At 70.0% G+C, this 19582-nt stretch carries 19 protein-coding genes and 6 pseudogenes; 11 read left to right on the forward strand and 14 right to left on the reverse strand.

Translation table 11 applies throughout. From position 1 onward, the window contains the following. Both ABTX62_RS31285 and ABTX62_RS31290 read right to left on the reverse strand, forming a co-directional pair. Positions 1–568 (reverse strand): annotated as a pseudogene (locus tag ABTX62_RS31285) (tyrosine-type recombinase/integrase); the annotation flags it as partial. A gap of 369 nt (positions 569–937) precedes the next feature. After that, positions 938–1495 (reverse strand): annotated as a pseudogene (locus tag ABTX62_RS31290) (AAA family ATPase); the annotation flags it as partial. Between the two features lie 55 nt (positions 1496–1550). Between ABTX62_RS31290 and ABTX62_RS31295 the strand changes: the two are divergent. The 4 genes and pseudogenes from ABTX62_RS31295 (at position 1551) to ABTX62_RS31310 (ending at position 3291) form a co-directional block, all read left to right on the forward strand. Next, positions 1551–1880 (forward strand): transposase, encoded by a 330-nt coding sequence (locus ABTX62_RS31295; protein ID WP_352119325.1) that lies wholly within the window; start codon positions 1551–1553, stop codon positions 1878–1880. Positions 1881–1909: 29 nt separating this feature from the next. Beyond that, on the forward strand, positions 1910–2314 hold the full coding sequence (locus tag ABTX62_RS31300; protein ID WP_352119368.1) for an IS3 family transposase: 405 nt from the start codon (positions 1910–1912) through the stop codon (positions 2312–2314). Beyond that, positions 2274–2987, forward strand: a pseudogene (locus ABTX62_RS31305) (IS30 family transposase); the annotation flags it as partial. The gene ABTX62_RS31300 and the pseudogene ABTX62_RS31305, both read left to right, overlap by 41 nt. A 55-nt stretch (positions 2988–3042) precedes the next feature. Further along, on the forward strand, positions 3043–3291 hold the full coding sequence (locus ABTX62_RS31310) for an integrase core domain-containing protein (RefSeq protein ID WP_352119326.1): 249 nt from the start codon (positions 3043–3045) through the stop codon (positions 3289–3291). A 148-nt stretch (positions 3292–3439) separates the two neighbouring features. On the opposite strand, the gene ABTX62_RS31315 is transcribed toward ABTX62_RS31310, so the two are convergent. Further along, the gene (locus ABTX62_RS31315; RefSeq protein WP_352119327.1) at positions 3440–3562 is read right to left on the reverse strand and encodes a hypothetical protein; all 123 of its coding nucleotides are present in this window, start codon (positions 3560–3562) and stop codon (positions 3440–3442) included. A gap of 143 nt (positions 3563–3705) precedes the next feature. Here ABTX62_RS31315 and ABTX62_RS31320 point away from each other — a divergent pair, with 143 nt between their 5' ends. Together ABTX62_RS31320 and ABTX62_RS31325 are read left to right on the forward strand one after the other, a co-directional pair. Further along, positions 3706–3963 (forward strand): hypothetical protein, encoded by a 258-nt coding sequence (locus ABTX62_RS31320; RefSeq protein ID WP_352119328.1) that lies wholly within the window; start codon positions 3706–3708, stop codon positions 3961–3963. Then, positions 3960–4340 carry a PIN domain-containing protein gene (locus tag ABTX62_RS31325; RefSeq protein ID WP_352119329.1) on the forward strand — a complete coding sequence of 127 codons (381 nt, stop codon included), beginning with the start codon at positions 3960–3962 and terminating at the stop codon, positions 4338–4340. Before ABTX62_RS31320 ends, ABTX62_RS31325 begins: the two co-directional genes overlap by 4 nt. Positions 4341–5301: 961 nt before the next feature. Here the strand turns inward: ABTX62_RS31325 and ABTX62_RS31330 are convergent. Continuing rightward, positions 5302–5928 carry a TetR/AcrR family transcriptional regulator gene (locus ABTX62_RS31330; protein WP_352119330.1) on the reverse strand — a complete coding sequence of 209 codons (627 nt, stop codon included), beginning with the start codon at positions 5926–5928 and terminating at the stop codon, positions 5302–5304. Positions 5929–5988: 60 nt separating this feature from the next. Here ABTX62_RS31330 and ABTX62_RS31335 point away from each other — a divergent pair, with 60 nt between their 5' ends. Further along, complete coding sequence (locus ABTX62_RS31335; protein WP_352119331.1) at positions 5989–7038, forward strand: saccharopine dehydrogenase NADP-binding domain-containing protein; 1050 nt, start codon at positions 5989–5991, stop codon at positions 7036–7038. Next, on the forward strand, positions 7035–7679 hold the full coding sequence (locus ABTX62_RS31340; RefSeq protein ID WP_352119332.1) for a class I SAM-dependent methyltransferase: 645 nt from the start codon (positions 7035–7037) through the stop codon (positions 7677–7679). The genes ABTX62_RS31335 and ABTX62_RS31340 overlap by 4 nt, the downstream gene beginning before the upstream one ends. A 52-nt stretch (positions 7680–7731) precedes the next feature. Here ABTX62_RS31340 and icmF read toward each other — a convergent pair whose 3' ends face one another. The 3 genes from icmF to ABTX62_RS38005 form a co-directional block, all read right to left on the reverse strand. After that, positions 7732–10959, reverse strand: a complete 3228-nt coding sequence (gene icmF / locus ABTX62_RS31345) for a fused isobutyryl-CoA mutase/GTPase IcmF (RefSeq protein WP_352119333.1) — start codon at positions 10957–10959, stop codon at positions 7732–7734. 46 nt (positions 10960–11005) lie between these two features. Continuing rightward, complete coding sequence (locus ABTX62_RS38000; protein WP_502998043.1) at positions 11006–11353, reverse strand: 2Fe-2S iron-sulfur cluster-binding protein; 348 nt, start codon at positions 11351–11353, stop codon at positions 11006–11008. Between the two features lie 195 nt (positions 11354–11548). Beyond that, positions 11549–11689, reverse strand: a complete 141-nt coding sequence (locus ABTX62_RS38005) for a hypothetical protein (protein ID WP_502998044.1) — start codon at positions 11687–11689, stop codon at positions 11549–11551. A gap of 253 nt (positions 11690–11942) precedes the next feature. On the opposite strand from ABTX62_RS38005, the pseudogene ABTX62_RS31355 reads away from it, so the two are divergent. Then, positions 11943–12651, forward strand: a pseudogene (locus ABTX62_RS31355) (helix-turn-helix domain-containing protein); the annotation flags it as partial. Positions 12652–13061: 410 nt separating this feature from the next. On the opposite strand, the gene ABTX62_RS31360 reads toward ABTX62_RS31355, so the two are convergent. Both ABTX62_RS31360 and ABTX62_RS31365 read right to left on the reverse strand, forming a co-directional pair. Beyond that, positions 13062–13667: a hypothetical protein gene (locus ABTX62_RS31360; RefSeq protein WP_352119334.1), complete on the reverse strand. Its 606-nt coding sequence runs from the start codon at positions 13665–13667 to the stop codon at positions 13062–13064. 232 nt (positions 13668–13899) lie between these two features. Then, positions 13900–14070: a hypothetical protein gene (locus ABTX62_RS31365; RefSeq protein WP_352119335.1), complete on the reverse strand. Its 171-nt coding sequence runs from the start codon at positions 14068–14070 to the stop codon at positions 13900–13902. A 323-nt stretch (positions 14071–14393) separates the two neighbouring features. On the opposite strand from ABTX62_RS31365, the gene ABTX62_RS31370 reads away from it, so the two are divergent. Beyond that, complete coding sequence (locus ABTX62_RS31370; protein WP_352119336.1) at positions 14394–14687, forward strand: PadR family transcriptional regulator; 294 nt, start codon at positions 14394–14396, stop codon at positions 14685–14687. 30 nt (positions 14688–14717) lie between these two features. Here the strand turns inward: ABTX62_RS31370 and ABTX62_RS31375 are convergent. From ABTX62_RS31375 to ABTX62_RS31395, 5 genes and pseudogenes are all read right to left on the reverse strand, one after another. Next, positions 14718–15381, reverse strand: a pseudogene (locus tag ABTX62_RS31375) (response regulator). Next, a pseudogene (locus ABTX62_RS31380) lies at positions 15378–16064 on the reverse strand (sensor histidine kinase); the annotation flags it as partial. The pseudogenes ABTX62_RS31380 and ABTX62_RS31375, both read right to left, overlap by 4 nt. 361 nt (positions 16065–16425) lie before the next feature. After that, positions 16426–17175 carry a transposase family protein gene (locus ABTX62_RS31385; protein WP_352119337.1) on the reverse strand — a complete coding sequence of 250 codons (750 nt, stop codon included), beginning with the start codon at positions 17173–17175 and terminating at the stop codon, positions 16426–16428. A gap of 283 nt (positions 17176–17458) precedes the next feature. Next, positions 17459–17836 (reverse strand): hypothetical protein, encoded by a 378-nt coding sequence (locus tag ABTX62_RS31390; RefSeq protein WP_352119338.1) that lies wholly within the window; start codon positions 17834–17836, stop codon positions 17459–17461. After that, positions 17833–18477, reverse strand: coding sequence for a TetR/AcrR family transcriptional regulator (locus ABTX62_RS31395; RefSeq protein ID WP_502998045.1), 645 nt, complete (start codon positions 18475–18477; stop codon positions 17833–17835). Before ABTX62_RS31395 ends, ABTX62_RS31390 begins: the two co-directional genes overlap by 4 nt. A 432-nt stretch (positions 18478–18909) precedes the next feature. Between ABTX62_RS31395 and ABTX62_RS31400 the strand changes: the two genes are divergently transcribed. After that, positions 18910–19308, forward strand: coding sequence for a hypothetical protein (locus tag ABTX62_RS31400; protein ID WP_352119339.1), 399 nt, complete (start codon positions 18910–18912; stop codon positions 19306–19308). Positions 19309–19582: the final 274 nt, after the last annotated feature.

Consider the following 19582-nt stretch of genomic DNA (forward strand, 5'->3'; position numbering starts at 1 on the left):
TCGACTGGTCCAGGGCGTGCGTGGACGGCTCCCACATCCGCGCGAAAAAGGGGGCGCCGACACCGGCCCGTCGCCGGTCGACCGCCGGAAGACGGTGGCAGACGTGCAGGTGCGGGGTGCGGCAATCGCCGCAGGCCGCGTTCTCGCGCAGGTGCAGGTCGACCAGGTGCAGGCCGCAGAGTTCGCCGATCCGAAGCCCGCCGTCCGCGAGCCACGTCACCACCAGCCGGTCACGAGCCGCGTTCACCGTGGCCAGCAGCTTCTCCCTCGCGCCGTCCGGGAGCATCTTCGGATGCCGACGGTGCGGCCCCGAGGGCGCGAGCGGATTGGCGGCCAGCGAGGACTTCACATGCCCGAGGAAGGAACGGCGCCGGTCCACCCGCGACGGAAGCCGGGTCGTGTCGAGTCTCTTGCCGAGCTCCCCGTTCACGCCGAGGGAGGACTGGTGCAGGTAGAAGCCCTTCAGACAGGCCGCCGCTGTCGAGAGCGCGGACCGTCCATACGGGCGCTTGCCGACCCGCCACGGTTCGCCGAGCGGCATGCGGACCTCAGCACCCACTATGCTCATGTACCGCTCAAGGTCCCGCAGTTGGACCGTACCGAAGGCCAGGCACTCCCGCTCCAGCCACCGCAGATGGTCCACCAGCAGATACGCGTACGTCCTCTGCGTTCCCGAATCATCATGGAGACGCAGGAACCGGTCCGCCTCCGTGTGGACCGTCCCCTCGGGCCACACGATCGTCCACGACCGCCGCCCGTCCTTCCGCTCGATCCGCTGGACCCTCAAGTCCCCGACCACCACGTGCCGTACCACTCGTCCTCCGTACCGACTCCAGAACATGACTGACGTCCCGGACACGGTCGGTAAACAAGCCCAGGACGTGCTGGTCACAGTCCCAGACGGACATCACGGGCAGGGCTACGGGCGGTCGGTAAAGTCGACCAGGACCAGGCCGGTGCGGGCCTTGGTGCAGACGCCGACGACCGAGTCGATGATGTCGGTGATGTTGAACCGGCGGGTCGTGGGCAGGCCCAGGAAGCGGGCGAACTCGGCCGCGATCATGCGAGGGGTCGCAGCCGGCGGGACGGTGATATAGACGACGGGGATGCGGTCGTCGACGTCCGGATGCCTTGCCCGGTCCTGGAGTTCGTGGGCGAGACCGAGCTGGGTGATCGCGATGGTTTTCCCGGTTCCGGCCGGGCCGGAGATGATCAGTCCGCGGCGGGCGCTGACCGCGTGCCGGTTCAGCAGGATCAGCCGGCGACCGCTGGTGACCGTGTGCCGCACCGTGGAGGTCGCCACCACCAGCAGACGGGCGTGATGGTCCAGCCGGTCTTCGTTGTAGCGGTCCAGCTCGGCGCCGGACAGGGCCCCGTATTCGTCCTCGCTCAGCAGCGCGGGCGTCGAGGGCCGCTGCGAGGCGGACGCGCGCCAGCCTTCCCTGGTGGTCAAATGCCGGGCGGCGTCCGTGTCCACGGTGTCCGGCATCGTCATGAATGCACCTCCCCTCCTACTGTGGAGACCGTGACCGGAGGGATAGTTGGGGGTCATGGCATCCAGGAAGCGCATCTACGACGCCGAGTTCCGTGAGGGGGCGGTGCGGATCGTGACGGAGACCGGGAAGCCGATTCCGGAGGTGGCCGAGGATCTGGGCATCCATCCCGGGACGCTGCACAGCTGGGTCTCACGGGCCCGGCGCAACGGGTCACCGTCGTCGGACCGGCCGGCTGCCGAGCCCTCTGGTGGCCGGATGCGGGAGAGTGAGCGGGCCGAGCTGGAGCGGCTGCGGGCCGAGGCCAGGGAGAAGGACAAGTGCATCCGCGAGCTGGAGATGGAGCGTGATGTGTGCAAGCGATTCGTGGCCTTGTGGGTGAAGTAGCTGAGGCGGACCCGGCCGTGGCGGTCGTGGTGATCAGCAGATGCAAGGCCGAGGAGGGCATACCGCACCGCGTCGCCTGCCGGGCTCTGGGGGTATCGGAGTCGTGGTACTACAAATGGCGCGACCGCCCGCCCACCGAGCGGGAGAAGCGCCGACAGCACCTGGCGGAGGACATCGAGGAGATCTTCCGCTGCTCCGGGGGCACTTACGGCTCGCCGAAGGTGTTCATCGAGCTGGTGCGCCGGGGCTGGCGGGTGTCGGTGAACACCGTCGTGAAGCTGATGGCCGAGCTCGGGCTGGCGGGCCGGAAGGTCAAGCGGCGCCGGTCGCTGACCAGGCCGGGCAGGCGGCCGGCCGCCCCGGACTTCGTCCGCCGGGACTTCACCGCCGGGGAAGTCGCTGTTCATCGAGGACTGTGGTGCGCTCAAGCGTGAGCTGGTCGCCTGCCTGCGCACCGGGCGGGCGCTTCGAGAGCCTCGGTCGAGGTCACGGAACAAACCGCAAGGGCATGTCACCGCGGATGTCGTCCTCAGTGAACGTCCTGCAGAGGCCGCAGACCGCGCGGTCCCGGGGCATTGGGAAGGCGATCTGATCATCGGGACGGGCCGGTCCGCGATCGGCACGCTCGTCGAGCGCAGCAGCCGATCCACCCTCCTGGTGCATCTGCCGAGGATGGAGGGCTGGGGCGAGGTGCCGCCCGTGAAGAACGGCCCGGCGTTGGGCGGTTACGGCGCCGTCGCGATGAACACTGCCCTGACGGTGTCGATGACGAAGCTACCCGAGCAGCTCCGCAAGACACTGACCTGGGACCGCGGGAAGGAACTCTCCGGGCATGCCCAGTTCACGCTCGAGACCGGGACGAAGGTGTTCTTCGCCGATCCGCACTCGCCCTGGCAGCGACCCACGAACGAGAACACGAACGGGCTGCTGCGTCAGTACTTCCCGAAGGGCACCGACCTGTCCCGGTGGTCCGCCGAGGACCTCGAAGCCGTCGCCCTGGCGATCAATAACCGACCCCGCAAGATCCCCGGCTGGAAGACCCCGGCCGAGGTCTTCGATGAGCAGCTACGCTCACTACAGCAGCCCGGTGTTGCAACGACCGGTTGAACTCGCCGAATACTGCTCCCGGAAGTTCAAGAGGGCCTGCCGCAGGCTGGGCGTGATGCAGTCCATGGGCAGAGTCGGATCTTGCTTCGACAACGCCGTGAGCGAGGCGTTCAACAGCGTGCTCAAGGTCGAGTACGTCCACCGGCACACCTTCCGCACCCGCACCGAGGCACGCATCAAGATCGCCACCTGGATCACCGACTTCTACAACACCAGGCGGCTACACAGCGTGTGCGGGTTCAAAAGCCCGATCGACTATGAACGCGAGTACCGGGCCACCCTCGCCGAGGGACTGGCCGCATAGATCGTGTCCACGCTGCGAGGGGATTGACAACGGCTCGTTCTCCGATGCTGAGGCCGCCAGGGAACGAGCCGTGCGGTCGGGTCCGCGCGTGAACGCGCACCACCCACGGGCCTTTCACCCAGCGCTTGCACGTGGCTTCGGCCGACGCTCACTCCAAGCTAGCGATGCCAGGGAAATAACGGAAATCATCAAAAAGCCGAAGGCTAGGTAGCGCGGCGAGCGCGGCGAGTTTGTCGGTGGTGAGCTTGGCGCGGCGGCCTTTCTGGTTCATGATCGGGCTCCACGGGGGTTGGAGGACCACCGCTGGCACAGCATGGCACTGGATTCGGCTACACAGCAGGGTCGTGGCTGAAAACAGTCACATGCGGGTACGGGTACGTACCCGTATCCTTTGGGGTGGGAAGGAGTACGACAATGTCCGATGCCAACGTCCGTATCCCCGAGGAAGCCAAGGAGCGGCTGGCCGCTATAGCTGCCGCTGAAGGGCTGTCGCTGCGCGCATATCTCGCCCGTCTCGCTGAGACGCTGCTGACTCCGGCCGAGCGTGCCGAGCGGGCGGAGAAGGCCCTGGCCGCGTTGAAGGAGTGGAACGGCTACGCGCCGACCGCTGCAGAGCAGCAGGACCTGGACAGTGAGCTGGACCGGCGCCTGGCCCAGGTGACCAGCCGGTGAGCGACGCTGTGCACATCGTCCTGGACGACACCGCGATGGCCGCGGCCGGCCAGGGCAACGTCCTCGCTTCCCGTCTGATCCACCGCGCCCACGCCGAATCGGGCTGGTTCCTATACGCCCCGGCCTGCGCGTTGGTGGAAGCCGATCGCGGCCGGCCCGGCACGGCCGAACACCTGGCTTCCCTGCCCGGCATCACCGTCCTCGATCTGGACTTGGCCGCCGCCCTGGCCGTCGCGCGGCAGAAGACCTGGGCCGCAGCGCACAGCCAGTACGCGGCGCAGCCCACCCCGGACCGTCCCGGCGGCGCGATCATCGCGACCACCGCCCCGCAGCGGTGGGCGGGCGAGCCGGTCCGTGTACTGGATCTCACCCCCTGATCACAGCAGCAGACGTCTGCGGGCCTCGCCGGATTCCGGCGGGGCCCGCAGTGCCTCATCGGTTGGCGCACAGGTGACCGCGCCGGACGGTGACCAGGCCCCGCCACCGCTGGCGCGCGGGCTGCTCTCCGACGTCAACCCGCTTCGCCTGACACGTCGAGAAGTCCATCGAGCACAACGGTCAGCTGATGCATCCCGGCTCAACCACGTGACGGCGTTTGTCCAGCGGGCAGCACTGCGCTGCGCTGGTCCGGGACGGCTGCCGTTTCCAGCAGGGCGGCGGATGGTCGCCGTCGGTGGCTTCGGGCCGGTCGTCGGGTGCGTCGGTGGCGAGGCGAGTGGCGTCGTCGCGTCGTCGGGGCCGGTGTGTGATCGGTCGTCCAGGGTGATGGTGACAGGGTCCCCGTCCGGAGCCAGGGCGGTCAGCTGGGTGATGGATGCGCTGGTAGAGGGTGGTGGACAGTTCCCAGTTGCCGTCGCCTTCGTCAGCGGTGTGCGTGACGTTGTACAGGCTGATCAGAACGGCGATCAGGGAACGGCCCGAGATGGTTGTGCTGACCCGTTCGCTGCCGTGGTCGGTGATGCGGGAAGCCCAGGCGCTCGGCGATCCGCGCCAGAGGCAAGTCGGTCGAGGTGAGGAGAGCGGCGACACGCGCCCATCCGTACGCGGACGATCTCGCTGTGAAGGGTGCGGCCGAGGACGGTGCTGAAGCGGTACTCGAGGGCACGGCGCGACAGGGGTGCGTGGTCGACGACCGATTGCACGGTCAGGACTTGATCGGCGTGGTCACGGATGCAGCGCAGCGCCTGGACGGTGCTCGGCGACCACACCCCGCTGGACGTGGTCGTACCGGTGCAAGCCGCCGCCGATCTGTACAGCGGACCCTGGCTGCCGGTCCGGGAGGGGGACGGGCCCCGGTTCGACGGGCTGAGGGTGTGGTGCGGCAGGGGGCGTCGACCCTCACGGGAGCAACTGGCGTACGAGCGCGTCCGTCGCCCACCGCTCCCAGCGCGCCGGGGACCAGCCCCGGCCGGTGACCAGCAGGCCGTACGTCTCAGGTCCGAGGACCGCCAGGGCGATGTCGGCGGCCGAGGAGGCGTCGTGGCCGTCGCGCAGCGCGCCGCCGGTCTTGGCCGTCAGCGCCTCGGCGAAGCGGAGCTGGACGGTATGGCGCTGCTCCTGGTTGGCCTGCCACAGCGCGGCGACCTCGGGGTCGGCGGCGGCCGCGCCGTGCACGACCTCCAGGACCGGGGCGGCGCGCTGGAGGATGCGGCGGGCACCTGCGGCCTGGAGAGCGAGTTGGGTGGCGGGGTCGGGCGCGTCGAGGACCTCGCGCGCCCAGGGGCGTTGGAGGGTCGCGACGGGGTCGAGGTCGCCGGCGATCGCGGTGTCGAGCAGTTCCTTGAGCAGGGCGCGCTTGTTCTTGAACGTGAAGTACACGGTCTGCACGCCGACTTCGGCGGAACGGGCGATGTCCTCCACGGTGGTACCGGCCCATCCGCGTTCGGTGAACAGCCCGGCGGCGGCGTCGAGCATCCGCTGTCGGGTGCGGCGGGCCTTCTCGGCGCGGGTCAGGGGCGCGGCCACGGTGCCTCCTCGGTCGGCGGGCTTTGACTGTAGTGAGACTACAGTGTTAGTGATTGGAGTATGACTACAGTGAAATCCGGTGGGGTCCCCGCCGGGCGGATCCTGGTCGTCGGCGGCTACGGAGCCGTCGGCGCGGTCGTGACCGCCACGCTCGCCGAGTGGTCCCCGGGCCTCGTCGTGCCCGGCGGGCGCGACGAGGTGAGGGCCCGCCGACTGGGCGGGGTGCGGGTCGACGTAGCCGATCCCGAGAGGTTCGCGCAGGCACTGGACGAGCTCGGCGACGTGGCCGTGGTGGTGCTGTGCGTCGAGCCTCCGGACGCCGGAATCGCGCGGATCTGCCTGGAACGCGGTATCCACCTGGTCGACGTCGGCGCCACGCCCCGGCTGCTGGATGCCGTGGCGGATCTGCACGAGGTGGCCGTGGCCGCCGGTGCCTCGGCTGTGCTCAGTGTCGGTGTCGCGCCCGGTCTGACGAACCTGCTCGCCCGCCGCGCCCACGAGGCGGTCGGCGCCGCCGAACGCCTGGACCTCACACTGCTACTGGGCTCCGGCGAGCGGCACGGCGGGGACGCGGTCCGCTGGACGGTGGAGGGACTGGCCGAGCCGGTCACCGCCCGCCCACGACGCACGGCACTTCCCGGGTACGGCACCCGGACGACCCACTCCTTCCCCTTCTCCGACCAGCACACCCTGCGGCGTACGCTCGGCGTCCCCAAGGTGACCACCCGGCTGTGCCTGGACTCCCGGCCGCTGACCGCCGCGCTCTTCGCCGCCCGCCGCACCGGGCTGCTGAGTGCCGCCCGCCGCCCGCGCGTCCGGGGGTTGCTGACCGGCGCCTTCCGGCGGGTTCACGTCGGTGACGACGGCTTCGCGATCCGCGCCGACGCCCGGCGCGGCGACCGCCACGCGGCCTGGGCTCTCACCGGACGAGGACAGAGCAGGATCACCGGTCTGGTCGCCGCGTACGTCACCCGTGAACTGCTCGTCGGGACTCGGCCGACCGGGGTGCACCACATCGAACAGTTGCCGGGCCTGTCCGGGTTGCCGGAGACGCTGGCCGCCGAGCACGGCGTGATACTGCACCCGCCCCACGGGGATCCCTACCGATGACCGGCGGCTGGAGCGGCGGCGACTACACCGCCGCCGGCGACGCCTGGGCCCACGCCGCGGACGACGTGACCGCCACAGCCCTCGCCGAACTCGGCCGTACCGCGACGGGACGCACATGCCGGGTGCTCGACGTGGCCACCGGCACCGGACCCGCGGCGCTCGCCGCCGCCCGCGCCGGGGCCGCGACCGTCGGTCTGGACCGTGAGCCCGGACTGCTGCGGACGGCCGGAGAACGCGCCCGGCGGGCGGGGCTCGCCACGACGGCCCGCTTCCTCGTCGGGGACGCGCTCCAACTGCCCTTCGCGGCCGGCACCTTCGACGCCGTGCTGTCCACCTTCGGCGTGATGTTCGTCCCCGACGCCCGCCGGGCCGCCGCCGAACTGGTCCGGGTCTGCCGCCCCGGAGGAATCGTGGCTGTCGCCTCCTGGACACCCGACGGGGTGATGGGCCGGATCGCCCCGACCGTCACCCGGCACCTGGACCGGCCGCAGACCACCCCGGCCCCGACCCGCTGGGGCGATCCCCGACACATCCGCGCCTGGTTCGCGCCGCTTTCCGTGACCGTACGAACCCGGGCGGCGCACGTCCGGGTCACCTACCCGTCCGTGACCACGCCGAGACGAGTGACGGGATCCACCTGAGGTCCTGTCTGGTGAGTCGCTGCGGGGTGGCTTCCGGGACGGTGGGACTGGGTCAGACGTTGCGGCGGTACTGGCCGCCCACCTCGAAGAAGGCCTCGGTGATCTGCTGGAGGGAGCAGACCCGGGTCGCGTCCATGAGGACGGCGAAAATGTTGTCGCCGTTCGTCGCCGCGTTCTTGAGAGCGGTCAGGGCGTCGTGGGCCCGGTCGCGGTGGCCGGTGTGGAAGTGGCGCACGCGCTCCAGCTGGGACTGCTTCTCCTCCTCCGTGGCCCGGGCGAGTTCCAGCTCCTGAGGCCGGCTGTCGCCCCCGGGGCGCAGGAAGGTGTTGACGCCGATGATGGGCAGGGAGCCGTCGTGCTTGCGCTGCTCGTACAGCATCGACTCGTCCTGGATGCGGCCCCGCTGGTAGCCGGTCTCCATCGCGCCCAGCACGCCACCGCGCTCGCTGATCCGTTCGAACTCCCGGAGCACGGCCTCCTCCACCAGGTCCGTGAGTTCGTCGATGATGAACGATCCCTGGAAGGGGTTCTCATTCATGGCCAGGCCCCACTCGCGGTTGATGACCAGCTGGATCGCCAGCGCCCGACGCACCGACTCCTCGGACGGGGTGGTGACGGCCTCGTCGTAGGCGTTGGTGTGCAGCGAGTTCGCGTTGTCGTAGATGGCCGTGAGGGCCTGGAGGGTGGTGCGGATGTCGTTGAAGTCCATCTCCTGGGCGTGCAGGGAGCGGCCGGAGGTCTGGACGTGGTACTTCAGCTTCTGACTGCGTTCGCTGGCTCCGTACTTCTCCCTCATCGCGACGGCCCAGACCCGGCGGGCGACCCGGCCGAGGACGGAGTACTCGGGGTCCATGCCGTTGGAGAAGAAGAACGACAGGTTCGGGGCGAAGTCATCGATGTGCATGCCGCGGGCGAGGTAGGCCTCGACGTAGGTGAAGCCGTTGGCGAGGGTGAAGGCGAGCTGGCTGATGGGGTTCGCGCCGGCTTCGGCGATGTGGTAGCCGGATATGGACACGGAGTAGAAGTTGCGGACCTTGTGGGCGATGAACCACTCCTGGATGTCCGCCATCATCCGCAGGGAGAACTCGGTGGAGAACAGACACGTGTTCTGTCCCTGGTCCTCCTTGAGGATGTCGGCCTGCACCGTGCCGCGCACGCTCGCGAGCGCGCGGGCCCGCAGCTCGGCCGCCTCCTCGGGCGACGGGTCACGCCCCTCGGCGGCTCGGAACTTCTCCGTCTGCTGGTCGATGGCGGTGTTGAGGAAGAACGCCAGGATCGTCGGGGCGGGTCCGTTGATGGTCATGGAGACGGAGGTCGTGGGTGAGGTCAGGTCGAAGCCGTCGTAGAGGGCCTTCATGTCCGCGAGCGTTGCCACCGACACCCCGGACGTGCCGACCTTGCCGTAGATGTCGGGGCGTTCGTCGGGGTCGCGGCCGTAGAGGGTGACCGAGTCGAAGGCGGTGGACAGGCGGGTGGCCGGCTGGTCTTCGGAGAGCAGCTTGAAGCGCCGGTTCGTGCGGAAGGGATCGCCCTCACCGGCGAACATGCGCGCCGGGTCCTCGCCGTCGCGCTTGAAGGGGAACACCCCCGCCGTGAAGGGGAAGTAGCCGGGCAGGTTCTCTCCGCGCCAGAACCGCACGAGCTCGCCGTGGTCGGTGAATCGGGGCAGGGCGACGCGCGGGACCTTGTGGCCGGACAGGGACTCGCGGGTCAGCCTGGTGCGGATCTCCCGGTCCCGGACCTTCACCACCTGTTCGTCTCCGGAGTAGGAGGCGATGACGGCGGGCCAGTTCCCGATCTGTTCCGCGATCCGGTGCGGGAGCTGCCCGCGGGCCTCGTCGAGGAGCGACTGCACGTTCGCCGCGTCGCAGCCGGCCCCGGCGAGTTCGTCCCTGACCGCCTCCAGTCGCTGCACGCGCCTGGCCGCCTCGGCCAGTCGCGCGGTCTCGGCGTGGTAGGCGCGGACCGTGTCGGTGATCTCGGCGAGGTAGCGCACCCGGCCCGCGGGGACCACCTGCCGGATACCGGAGGAGTGGCGTACCGCGACCGGTGCCAGCGCGCCCTCGGACAGCGGCAGGCCCTGCTCCGCCAGGCCCGTCTTCAGGTGCTGGTAGAGCGCGGTGACACCGTCGTCGTTGAACGTCGCCGCCGACGTGCCGTACACCGGCATGTCCTCGGGCCGCATGCCGAACGCCTCGCGGTTGCGGACCAGTTGACGCCCCACGTCGCGCAGCGCGTCCTGGGCGCCGCGCCGCTCGAACTTGTTGATCGCCACGACGTCGGCGAAGTCGAGCATGTCGATCTTCTCCAGCTGCGAGGCGGCACCGAACTCCGGTGTCATCACATACAGCGAGGTGTCGACGAACGGCACGATCGCCGCGTCGCCCTGACCGATGCCCGGCGTCTCCACGATCACCAGGTCGAACCCGGCGGCCTTGACCACGTCGATGACGTCGGTCAGGTGCTCGGGCAGCTCGCGACTGCCACGGGTGGCCAGGCTGCGGAAGAAGACCCGGCTGCCGTCCAGGGAGTTCATGCGGATCCGGTCACCGAGCAGTGCCCCGCCGCCGCGGCGGCGGGTCGGGTCGACCGCGATCACGGCGATCCGCAGCTTGTCCTGCTGGTCGAGGCGGAAGCGGCGCACCAGCTCGTCCGTCAGTGACGACTTGCCCGAGCCGCCCGTGCCGGTGATGCCGAGCACCGGCACGGCCCGTGCCGCGGCGGCGGCCCGCAGCCGCTCCAGGAGAGCCGGGGACAGCTTGCCCAGTTCCGCGCCGGTGATGGCGCGGGCGATCGCGAACCGGTCACCGGCGAGCACGGCGGACGCGTCGGCCGGCTTGCCGTCCCAGAGGTCGAAGTCGCAGTCCCGGACAACCGAGTTGACCATTCCGGCCAGGCCCATCCGCTGCCCGTCCTCGGGCGAGAAGATGGTCACCCCGCTGCCGCGCAGCCGGGCGATTTCCTCGGGCACGATGACGCCGCCTCCGCCGCCCACCACACGGATGTGGTCGGCTCCCCGCTCACGCAGCGAATCGACCAGGTACTCGAAGTACTCCACGTGCCCGCCCTGGTACGACGAGACGGCGACGCCGTGCGCGTCCTCCTCCAGAGCGGCGTCCACGACCTCCCGCACCGACCGGTTGTGTCCGAGGTGGATCACCTCCGCGCCCTGGGACTGGAAGATGCGCCGCATGATGTTGATCGACGCGTCGTGCCCGTCGAACAGAGCCGAAGCCGTGACCAGGCGGACGGGATGCACGGGCCGGTGCAGATCACTCATGGGGGCCTTCCCGGACGGGGCGGAGGTACCGCCGACAGAAGAGATACTAGGACGTCCTAGTAAATTGCCCGGAGTGATCACCGTCACAGATCCAGGACGAGGCGAGTCCCGCACGAGCGGGAGACGCAGATGAGCATGGTGTCGCCGCGGCCCGCTCGTCCTCGGTCAGCAGCGAGTCGCGGTGGTCGGGCTTGCCGTCGAGTACGTCGGTCTCGCAGGTGCCGCACGTGCCTTCCCGGCAGGAGAAGTCGACCGAGCCACCGGCCCGCTCCACGGTTTCGGGGATCGAGTGGTCCGCCGGCACGGTGAGGGTGAGTACGGCTCGGGCGAGCTCCACCTCGAAGGCCTCGGCCTGGCCGGTCGTGGCCGTCGGCACGGGGGCGAACCGTTCCACGCCCAGCGTCCGGGAGGCCAGGCCCCGCAGTGTTCCCGCACCTCCTGCACCGGCTCGGGACCGCAGGCGTGCACCAGCGTTCCCTCCTCGGGAACGCCGAGATGGGCCGCGAGGTCCAGCAGGCCGTACTCGTCCCGCGGACGGACGAGTACCCGGTCCCCGTGCGGGGCGAGGCGGTCCAGGAACACCATCGAGCTACGTGCCCCCGCCGTAGAGCAGGCGCCAGTCGGCCCCCGCGGCCTCGGCGGCCTCCACCATCGGGAGGATGGGAGTGATACCGACGCCACCGGCGTCGTCCAGGCCGAGGAAGACGCCCACTGCGTCAATGTCGATCACCGTGCCCCCACGTGTCTCGATGCGATGCCGGCCTCGGTGTCGGGGCCGTTCACGCGCGTCCACGTTATGCAGACCTGCCGCCGACGGACGGCTGGGCATGGCGCCCGGCCAGGCGGTGGTCGGGCCTCTGATCAGCGTCTCCGACGGCACCCCTCGGGCCCGGTGACACCCCCCCCAGGTCATTCGTTCGACAGGGGGACCCAGTCATGCCGGGCCCGGAGGCCAGCGGCCCTCTTGCAGGACCGCGAAGAAGATGACGGGAGGGGGAGGACAGAAGCTGCAGCAGGTCGTGCGCCGGGGCGGTACCGGCTCGGTGCGCTACCGACACGCGATGATGCTGCTGACCTCGGCCGGCGGGAACCGGGTCCCGGTAATCGCGCAGCCGGTCCAGGCCGACGAGGACACGGTGCGGGAGGTGATCCACCGGTTCAACGAGATCGGCCTGGCCTGCCTGGACCCTCAGTGGATGGGAGGCCGTCCCCGCCTGCTCAGCGATGACGACGAGGACTTCATCATCCACACGGCCACCACCCGCCCGGCCAAGCTCGGCCAGCCCTTCACCCGCTGGTCGATCCGCAAACTCGCCGCCTACCCGCGGAAAGTACACGGGCGGGTCATACAGATCGGCCGGGAAGCGTTACGGTGCCTGCTCCGGCGCCGCGGGATCACCTTCCAGCGCACGAAGACCTGGAAGGAGTCGCCCGATCCCGAACGCGACGCCAGCTCTACCGCATCGAGAACGTGCTGGAGCACTTCGCGGACCGGGTCTTCGCCTTCGACGAGTTCGGGCCCCTGGGCATCCGCCCCACTGCAGGTTCCTGGGCCAAGCAGGGCAAGCCCGACCGCCTTCCGGCGATCTACCGTCGCACCCACGGCGTCACCTACTTCCGCGGCTGCTACTCCGTCGGCGACGACCGCTGCGAGGCGTCAACCGCCGCCGCAAGGGCACCGCCAACACCCTGCTCCGCGCTTGGATCAGGCCCCTTCTGATGGATCTCCGCGGCGTCGCGACGCCCATGCACGCTCCCCCGCTCTCGGTTTCGCTCGAACGGGAGGGGCCCCACCGCCGCACCGCGCGAAAGCCCAGGTAGCTCCGCTACGAGGGCTTCCCCGCGGCACTCCCCCAAGCTCTTCGAGCAGGGGGGACCCCCAGAGCACGCACTGAACGCCGCTCCGTCTCCCACGGAGATTCATCAGAAGGGGCCTAAGTCGATCCGGGCCGCCCGGCCCGACGGCGCTCCGGTCTCATCATCCTGGACAACCGCTTCGCCCATACCGGTGCGGACATCAGCCGCTGGGCGAACCCCGACGCACCTCTGGTGCCCGGGTCTGTATCCGTCCGTCGGCCGTCCCCCGCCGTGGCAGGCGTGCGTCAGGGACGCAGGCCGGTGTGTGCGAGGGTGACCGCGCTGAGGGTGGCGATGACCTCCTGGTCACCCCGGCGCCAGGCGTCGGCGAATCCGCCGGGCGGGATGGGCAGCTCGACGAGGGCGGCCGGCGGGCCGGTGAGAGCGCGCAGGGCGAGCAGGTCGGCGCCGCCCGGCGCGTCGGCAAGGCGGCGGACGATCATGCTGCGGCGAATCCAGAGCAGGCGCGGGGGGAGCCACAGAACCAGGATGAGGAGCACGAGGACGACGATGATGGCTGCGGTCGTCACGTCGGCGACCTGGGTGACGGTCTGCTGGAACGATGCGCCGGCGTCGGCAAAGCCGGTACTGGCGTCGGCTGCGGACTGGAGCGGCCTCTTCAGGACGTCGCCGATGAACGGTACGTCCGACGCCGCTTCCCCGGCGTTGCCGAGATCCTCGGCGAGGTCGTCTCCGGAGCTTTCGACCTTCCGCCCCGGCTCAGCCAGCAGCATGATCATGTCGCGGACGAAGAATGCCGCCCACACCGTGAGGGCGATCAGGACCACGGCGATCAGGTCCACGAGCACCTGGCGGTTCCGGCGTGCGGGTGTCTGCGCGTAGAGGCGCAACGGCGGCCTCCCGTTCTGTTCAGGGCATCGAGGAAACCGGCCTTCCCGCCGGCGACTCGGCCGGCCGGTCGTCGGGGTCAACTCTTCCACCGCGATCCCCGGGCAAACATGCACAACGCGGACCATGGCCGGCCCGGCGCGGCGGTAGCCGCGACGCACAACGCCCCGGGGCCGGTGCCGGACTCGGGGCGGGACTTCCCGGTTCACTCGGAATGAGGGTCCTTCAGCGCCTCTAGTGTCCAGCGCCAGAGATCCGTCGGCCGAAGCGGGCGAGGGAGCCGAGGATCTCTTCAGCGGTCTTGGACCAGACGAACGGCTTGGGGTACTCGTTCCAGTTCTCGACCCAGCGGCGGATGTCGGCCTCAAAGATCTGGACGCTCTTGTGTGCGCCGCGGCGGATCATCTGATCGGCCAGGAAGCCGAACCACCGTCTCCGAGCTCTGCGCCGCTGTCCTCTGACATCGAAGTTGGCCTGTCTGTCATCGAAGCCGGGTCGGTGACAGCGGCCCTGCGGAGATCGTCGCGGGCGGCCGGCCACCGCTCCCAACGGGCGACCAGTTGCCGGTGTCGGCGGTGGGGAGCGGCTACAGCGTGCAGCGGGGCAGGAGCGGTTGGCGCAGCATGCCACGGCTCACGGCGGGCCCGGATCGTGTGCCTGGACAGCCAGGATCGGAAGCCGATATCGGTTCCATCGCTGTCGGCGGTGGCCAAGGTGCGGGAGTTTCAGTGCGGCGCGGTGCGGCCGCGCATCCTGCGTCACGCGGCCGAGAGGAGGGGATCCACGGCGCGCGGACGACCGAGGAGCAGACCTCCCACGGCTACCGGAGCAGCCCCGGCACCCTGCACCCGACGCTGCACCGACTGGAGGCGGACGGATGGCTGGTCTCCAAGCAGCGGGCGGCCGATGGCCGTACCCGCCGCGTCTACAAGGCGACCGAGGCCGGGAAGCAGGCTCTGGAGGAGGACCGACGGGCACTGAGGGAGCTGGTCCCTGAGGTTTTGGGCCACGAGGCGCCGTAGCGTACTGGCACGCTCCACGGTGTGCGGGGGTCAGGAGCGGCGCGGAGTCACCAGGCCGGATTCGTAGGCGATGACCACGAGCTGGGCGCGGTCGCGGGCGTGGAGCTTGGCCATGGCCCGGTTGATGTGGGTCTTGGCGGTCGCCGGGCTGATGACCAGGCGGTCGGCGATCTCGTCGTTGGACAGACCGTGTGCGGCCAAGGCGACCGCCTCGCGTTCGCGGCTGGTCAGTTTCTCCAGCCCGCCGCCGATGCGGGAGGGCGGCGGGCTGGGCGACGTACCGGTCGATGAGCTTGCGAGTGATGGCGGGTGCGAGCAGGGCGTCACCGCGGGCGGCGACGCGTACGGCGTGCAGGAAGTCCTCCGGCAGGATGTCCTTGACCAGGAAACCGGCGGCGCCGGCGCGCAGCGCGTCGAAGACGTACTCGTCCATGCCGTAGTTGGTCAGCATGACGACGTGTACGTCGGCCAGGGCCGGGTCCGCGGCGATGCGCCGGGTCGCCTCGATGCCGTCCATGACGGGCATCTGGATGTCGATGAGAGCGACGTCGGGCAGCCGCTCCTTGGCGAGCGCGAGGCCCTCTTGGCCGTCGGCGGCCTCGGCCACCACCTCGATGTCGTCCTCGAGGTCGAGCAGCGCGCGGAAGCCGCTGCGGATGAGCGGCTGGTCATCGACCAGCAGGACCCGGATCATGAGGCCCCGTTCGTGGGGAGTTCGGCCAGGACGGTGAAGCCGCCCGCGCTGCGCGGCTCGGTGCGCAGGCGGCCGCCCAGGGCCGTGACGCGTTCGCGCATGCCGAGCAGTCCGAGTCCGGGCGTTGGCGCCGGGTACCAGGTGTCCTTTCCGTTGTCGTCGACGCGGATGGCGAGGGCGTCCGGCCGGTAGTCGATGAGCACTGAGGCAGTGGTGGCGGCGGCGTGCCGGGTGACGTTGGTGAGCGACTCCTGAACGATCCGGTAAGCGGTACGGCTCACCGCGACCGGCACGGCGTGCGGATGTCCTTCGATCGTCAGCGTCGTCTCCAGGCCGGTCCCTTGGAACCGTTTCACCAGGTTGGGGATGTGGTCGAGTCCGTGTGGCGGGGTGGTGTCATCGTCGCGCAGCGCCTCGAGGGTCGCCCGCAGCTCCCGGCTTGCCTCCCGGCCGGCTTCCTGGATCGCGAGCAGGGTTTCTGGCACCTGCTCACCGCGGCGCCGGGCCACGTGGACGGCGACCTCGGACTGCACCTTGATGACCGAGATCTGGTGGGTGAGCGAGTCGTGCAGCTCCCGCGCGATGCGCAGCCGCTCCTCGTCTGCCCGGCGGCGCGCGGTCTCCTCGCGGGTGCGCTCGGCTTCGTCCGCCCGCCGTTCGGCTTGCCGTACCGCCTCCCCAGCCCGGCTCCAACCCTCCGGTCCTCCTGGCCCCGGTGCAGGCCCGTGCGTCTATCCCCGCGTCGGCTTCGGCCCGCCGCCCCGTCCCGCCGCCATGGGCGGAACGGATCGAGAAGGCCCTGCTCACCGAGGAGACCCGGCCGGTCACTGACACGACGACTGACGCCGCGTTCGACCAGTTCGTCGACGACTCCTTCACCACGTCGCTCCCGGGGCTCGACAGGTACGCGGTCCGGCGTGCGGAGGCACCAGCCGATCACCGCAGAAGCTGTTCACGGATGCGCAGGCGTTTTCATGAGGCGTGTTACAGGAACCCTCAGAAGCCGTCGACGATTGGGAACAAGAAGGCAGACAGTGAGCGTTTTCAGCGTTGCCTCTCCAGGGTGAGGACGGCTTTGGCGATGACGGTCATGCGGTTCGGGCTGATGCGGGATCTGCGGAAGATCTGCCAGGACTTCAGCCGTGCCATGCCGCGTTCGACCGGTGCCCGGGCTGCGGCCAGGGCCCGGTTGACGGTGCGCTGGGTGAGGGTGAGCTCGCCGCCCGGTGGCCGTTTGAGTCCGGTGGTGACCCGGGGGCCGGCGCCGGTGTAGGCGCGGTCGGCGTGGACAGGGACACCCTGGCGTTCGCCGATCCGGATGATGCGATGGGTGCGGGCTGCGGTCAGATCGTGGGTGCGACCCGGCAGGGCGGGCGAGATCCACAGCAGTTCGCCGGCCGGGTCGGTGAGGACCTGGACGTTCACGCCGTGCCGGCGGTGCTTGGCCGAGTCATCCGCCCGGCTGTCACCGACGCGGTCGCACTCGGCGAGAGTGCCGTCCAGGACAACGAAGTCCGGATCGTGCTCGCCCAGCGTCCTGAGCAGGCCAGGGGCTCGTTCGGCGAGCAGGCCGGTCGCGCTGGTGACGTACGCGTGGACGGTGCCGACGGATATGCCGAACCCGGCTGCGATCCGGGCGAGGGTGTCGTGGCGGCGCAGGTACACCAGAGCGACGAGCGCACGCTGGTGCGGCGGGAGTTCGCACCGTCGGTCACCCCCGCGGGTGACGATGAGCATGGTGACCCACTCGACCAGGGCGTGAGGGAGGTCGAGTGCGGCAGGACAGGGAACCAACAGGTCTCCTGTGCCGGTGGGTTGAGACGTCGAACACCTCCCTCAACGGCACGGGGGCTTTGTGCGTTGCGGCCCTCATCTCGACCTGACCGGCGTCACCGTCAGTGGCCACGCTGAAAACGCTCAGTGGAGACCTGCGGCGCCGCCCACCGCGAGTGCCTGCGCCCTCCAACACCGCTCAGCAAGGGCGGTGACTCGTGCGCAACGTGCGCGCTGGGTCCTCGTTGGCCTGCCGAGCTGTGCACCGATCGGCAATCTTATAGAGGCAGCAGGGGGGCGACGGTCACAGGGCTCCCACAGCGGTCAGTGCTCCTACGGGCAGGAGCAGCAACCACTGGGGCAACCTCAGCCACGGCTTGGACCAATCGGCTGCCAGCGATATGGCCAGGAAGACTGCCGTGTAGGCAACGAAGTGAGCGGCCAGCAACCAGGCCACCATGTTCCCGCCAGGATGACGGAACAGGGCAAGGCCGACCAAGGCGGCGGCCGCCAGGATCAAGTCAGCCGTGACCATGTGCCAGACGGCGTGCAGCACTCGGCGCGGTTCGTCCGGCAGATTACCGGCCAACAGCGGTCGTACGACGTCACGGCCTCCGGCACGGGCATGAATCGCAGCGACACCCGCACTGGTGAGGCCGGCGGCGAGGAACCAGCCGTTCATCGGGTCTCGATTCCACGCGCGAGCAGGGTGGCCAGTTGGGCAGCGAGGTCTTGGTTGGCTGGGGTGCCGATGAGGCCGACATGGAAGAAGACGGCCCCGGCCAGCGTGTCGAGTACGAGGTCGACCGGGACGGCGGTGTCTGCCTCTGCGCGCTGGGCGGCTCGCTCGAACACCTCCGTCAGGCGGGCCTTTGCGGGGGCCAGGAAGTGGCTGCGGATTCGGGTCTGCAGCTCGGGGCTGGCGGCGAAGTCAGCCAGCAGGCCGGGCAGGGCCGCGGTGGCGGCCGGGGTGGTGAACTCTTGCACCAGGTCCTCGGCCAGTGCGGTCAGGTCGCCGGTCAGGCTGCCGGTATCCGGGACGGGAGCCGACTCTGTCGTGGCGAAGACCGCCTCGTACACCAACTCGGCTTTGCCGGACCAGCGCCGGTAGATGGCGTCCTTGCCGGTGCCTGCCCGAGCGGCTACCGCCCCGATGGACATGGCGGCATATCCGGTTTCGGCCACGAGCGCGGCGGCGGCATTGAGTATCGCCGTATGGACACGCTCATCTCGTGGACGTCCGCGAGGAGAAGTCACAACTGTCATTATTCTTTTTACCATACGGAACGACCCGTATGCTAAACCCAGGTCAGGCGTGCTCATGCAGGTGGCCGCCGTGGTCGACTGCTTCGCGTAAACGGGGGTTTCTATGGGTAGGACGACGCACGAGATTGCTCAGTGGGGTCGGCATCTGTCAGCCGTATCTCTGTCGCCTGTACCCGAACGAGGAAGCACTGTTCGCGGCGGCGGTCGATCACGTGTCCGTCGTCAGGACCGAAACCCTGGTCGTGCACCCACCGGCATCGGGCGGGGCCGGGCTGACGCCGGAGGCGGCGTTGGGTGCCGCAGGCGGTGCCTACACCGCGTTCGTCGCGGACCGGAACATCCTGTGTTTCCTCATGCACGCGAACTGTGCCGTCGGCGAGCCGCTGGTAGGGCAGGCCGTGCGCCGGTGCTGCGCCAAGCACGTCGGTACCGTTCGGCATTCGGCATTCGGCATTCGGCATTCGGCAGTTGCTGGGCGACGATGGCGCCGTGCGGCGCTGGTTCGGCGCCGGAATGCTCGGCAACGTGGCCGCTGTGCTGGGTCTGGCCGGCATCGATGAGCCGTGGGCGCACGTCCTTGCCGCTCGATATCCCGGCATCGGCAGTTCGGCGACGACGGCCCTGAGCCTTCCTCGTAGGCGGGCTCGGCCGGCGGGGCTCGGGGCTTCTTCGCCCGGCCGTGGGCAGGCTTCCGCCGTGCCGGTCTCCTCCCGGGCGGGCGGGCGTGGGGGCGATGGCCGCGGTGGCCGTCGCCGCGGCCCGGTCCTGCTCGACCGGCCGGTTCCGGACCCGCTCGGCGATCACGAGCTCTTCCCGCTCGGCCTGAAGCTCCTGCAGTTGCTTGGCCAACTCCACAGCGAGCCTCTCCAGTTCGCTCGCGGCCGGTGACGGCTGCCCGGGCGCGGTGCTGCCGGCGCTGGTGCTGCTCGGCGTGGGAGTGGCGTTTCGGGTGCTGCCGCCGACTGTCCTGGCTGTATCGGGGCTGCGCGGCGAGGGGGCGGGTGCGGTCCCCGGTGTCTTTGACCCCCTTCGGAGCGTGGGCGGCTGGATCGGCCTGGCCACGCCCGTCCGTGGTCTTCCGCGTACACGGGTGGGATGACGGGCGGCTTCGCCATCCGGGGAAGGGCTTCGGGGGGCTGTGTGCTGCTGCTGCGGCGTTGGT

Source organism: Streptomyces sp. NPDC096046, assembly GCF_040303285.1.
GTDB lineage: Bacteria > Actinomycetota > Actinomycetes > Streptomycetales > Streptomycetaceae > Streptomyces.

Coding starts and splice junctions, on each gene's coding strand:
- ABTX62_RS31295 (WP_352119325.1), top strand. CDS start 1,551: ATGGCATCCAGGAAGCGCATCTACGACGCCGAGTTCCGTGAGGGGGCG.
- ABTX62_RS31310 (WP_352119326.1), top strand. CDS start 3,043: ATGCAGTCCATGGGCAGAGTCGGATCTTGCTTCGACAACGCCGTGAGC.
- ABTX62_RS31315 (WP_352119327.1), bottom strand. CDS start 3,562: ATGAACCAGAAAGGCCGCCGCGCCAAGCTCACCACCGACAAACTCGCC.
- ABTX62_RS31320 (WP_352119328.1), top strand. CDS start 3,706: ATGTCCGATGCCAACGTCCGTATCCCCGAGGAAGCCAAGGAGCGGCTG.
- ABTX62_RS31335 (WP_352119331.1), top strand. CDS start 5,989: ATGACTACAGTGAAATCCGGTGGGGTCCCCGCCGGGCGGATCCTGGTC.
- ABTX62_RS31340 (WP_352119332.1), top strand. CDS start 7,035: ATGACCGGCGGCTGGAGCGGCGGCGACTACACCGCCGCCGGCGACGCC.
- icmF (WP_352119333.1), bottom strand. CDS start 10,959: ATGAGTGATCTGCACCGGCCCGTGCATCCCGTCCGCCTGGTCACGGCT.
- ABTX62_RS31365 (WP_352119335.1), bottom strand. CDS start 14,070: ATGATCCGCCGCGGCGCACACAAGAGCGTCCAGATCTTTGAGGCCGAC.
- ABTX62_RS31390 (WP_352119338.1), bottom strand. CDS start 17,836: ATGAACGGCTGGTTCCTCGCCGCCGGCCTCACCAGTGCGGGTGTCGCT.
- ABTX62_RS31395 (WP_502998045.1), bottom strand. CDS start 18,477: ATGAGCACGCCTGACCTGGGTTTAGCATACGGGTCGTTCCGTATGGTA.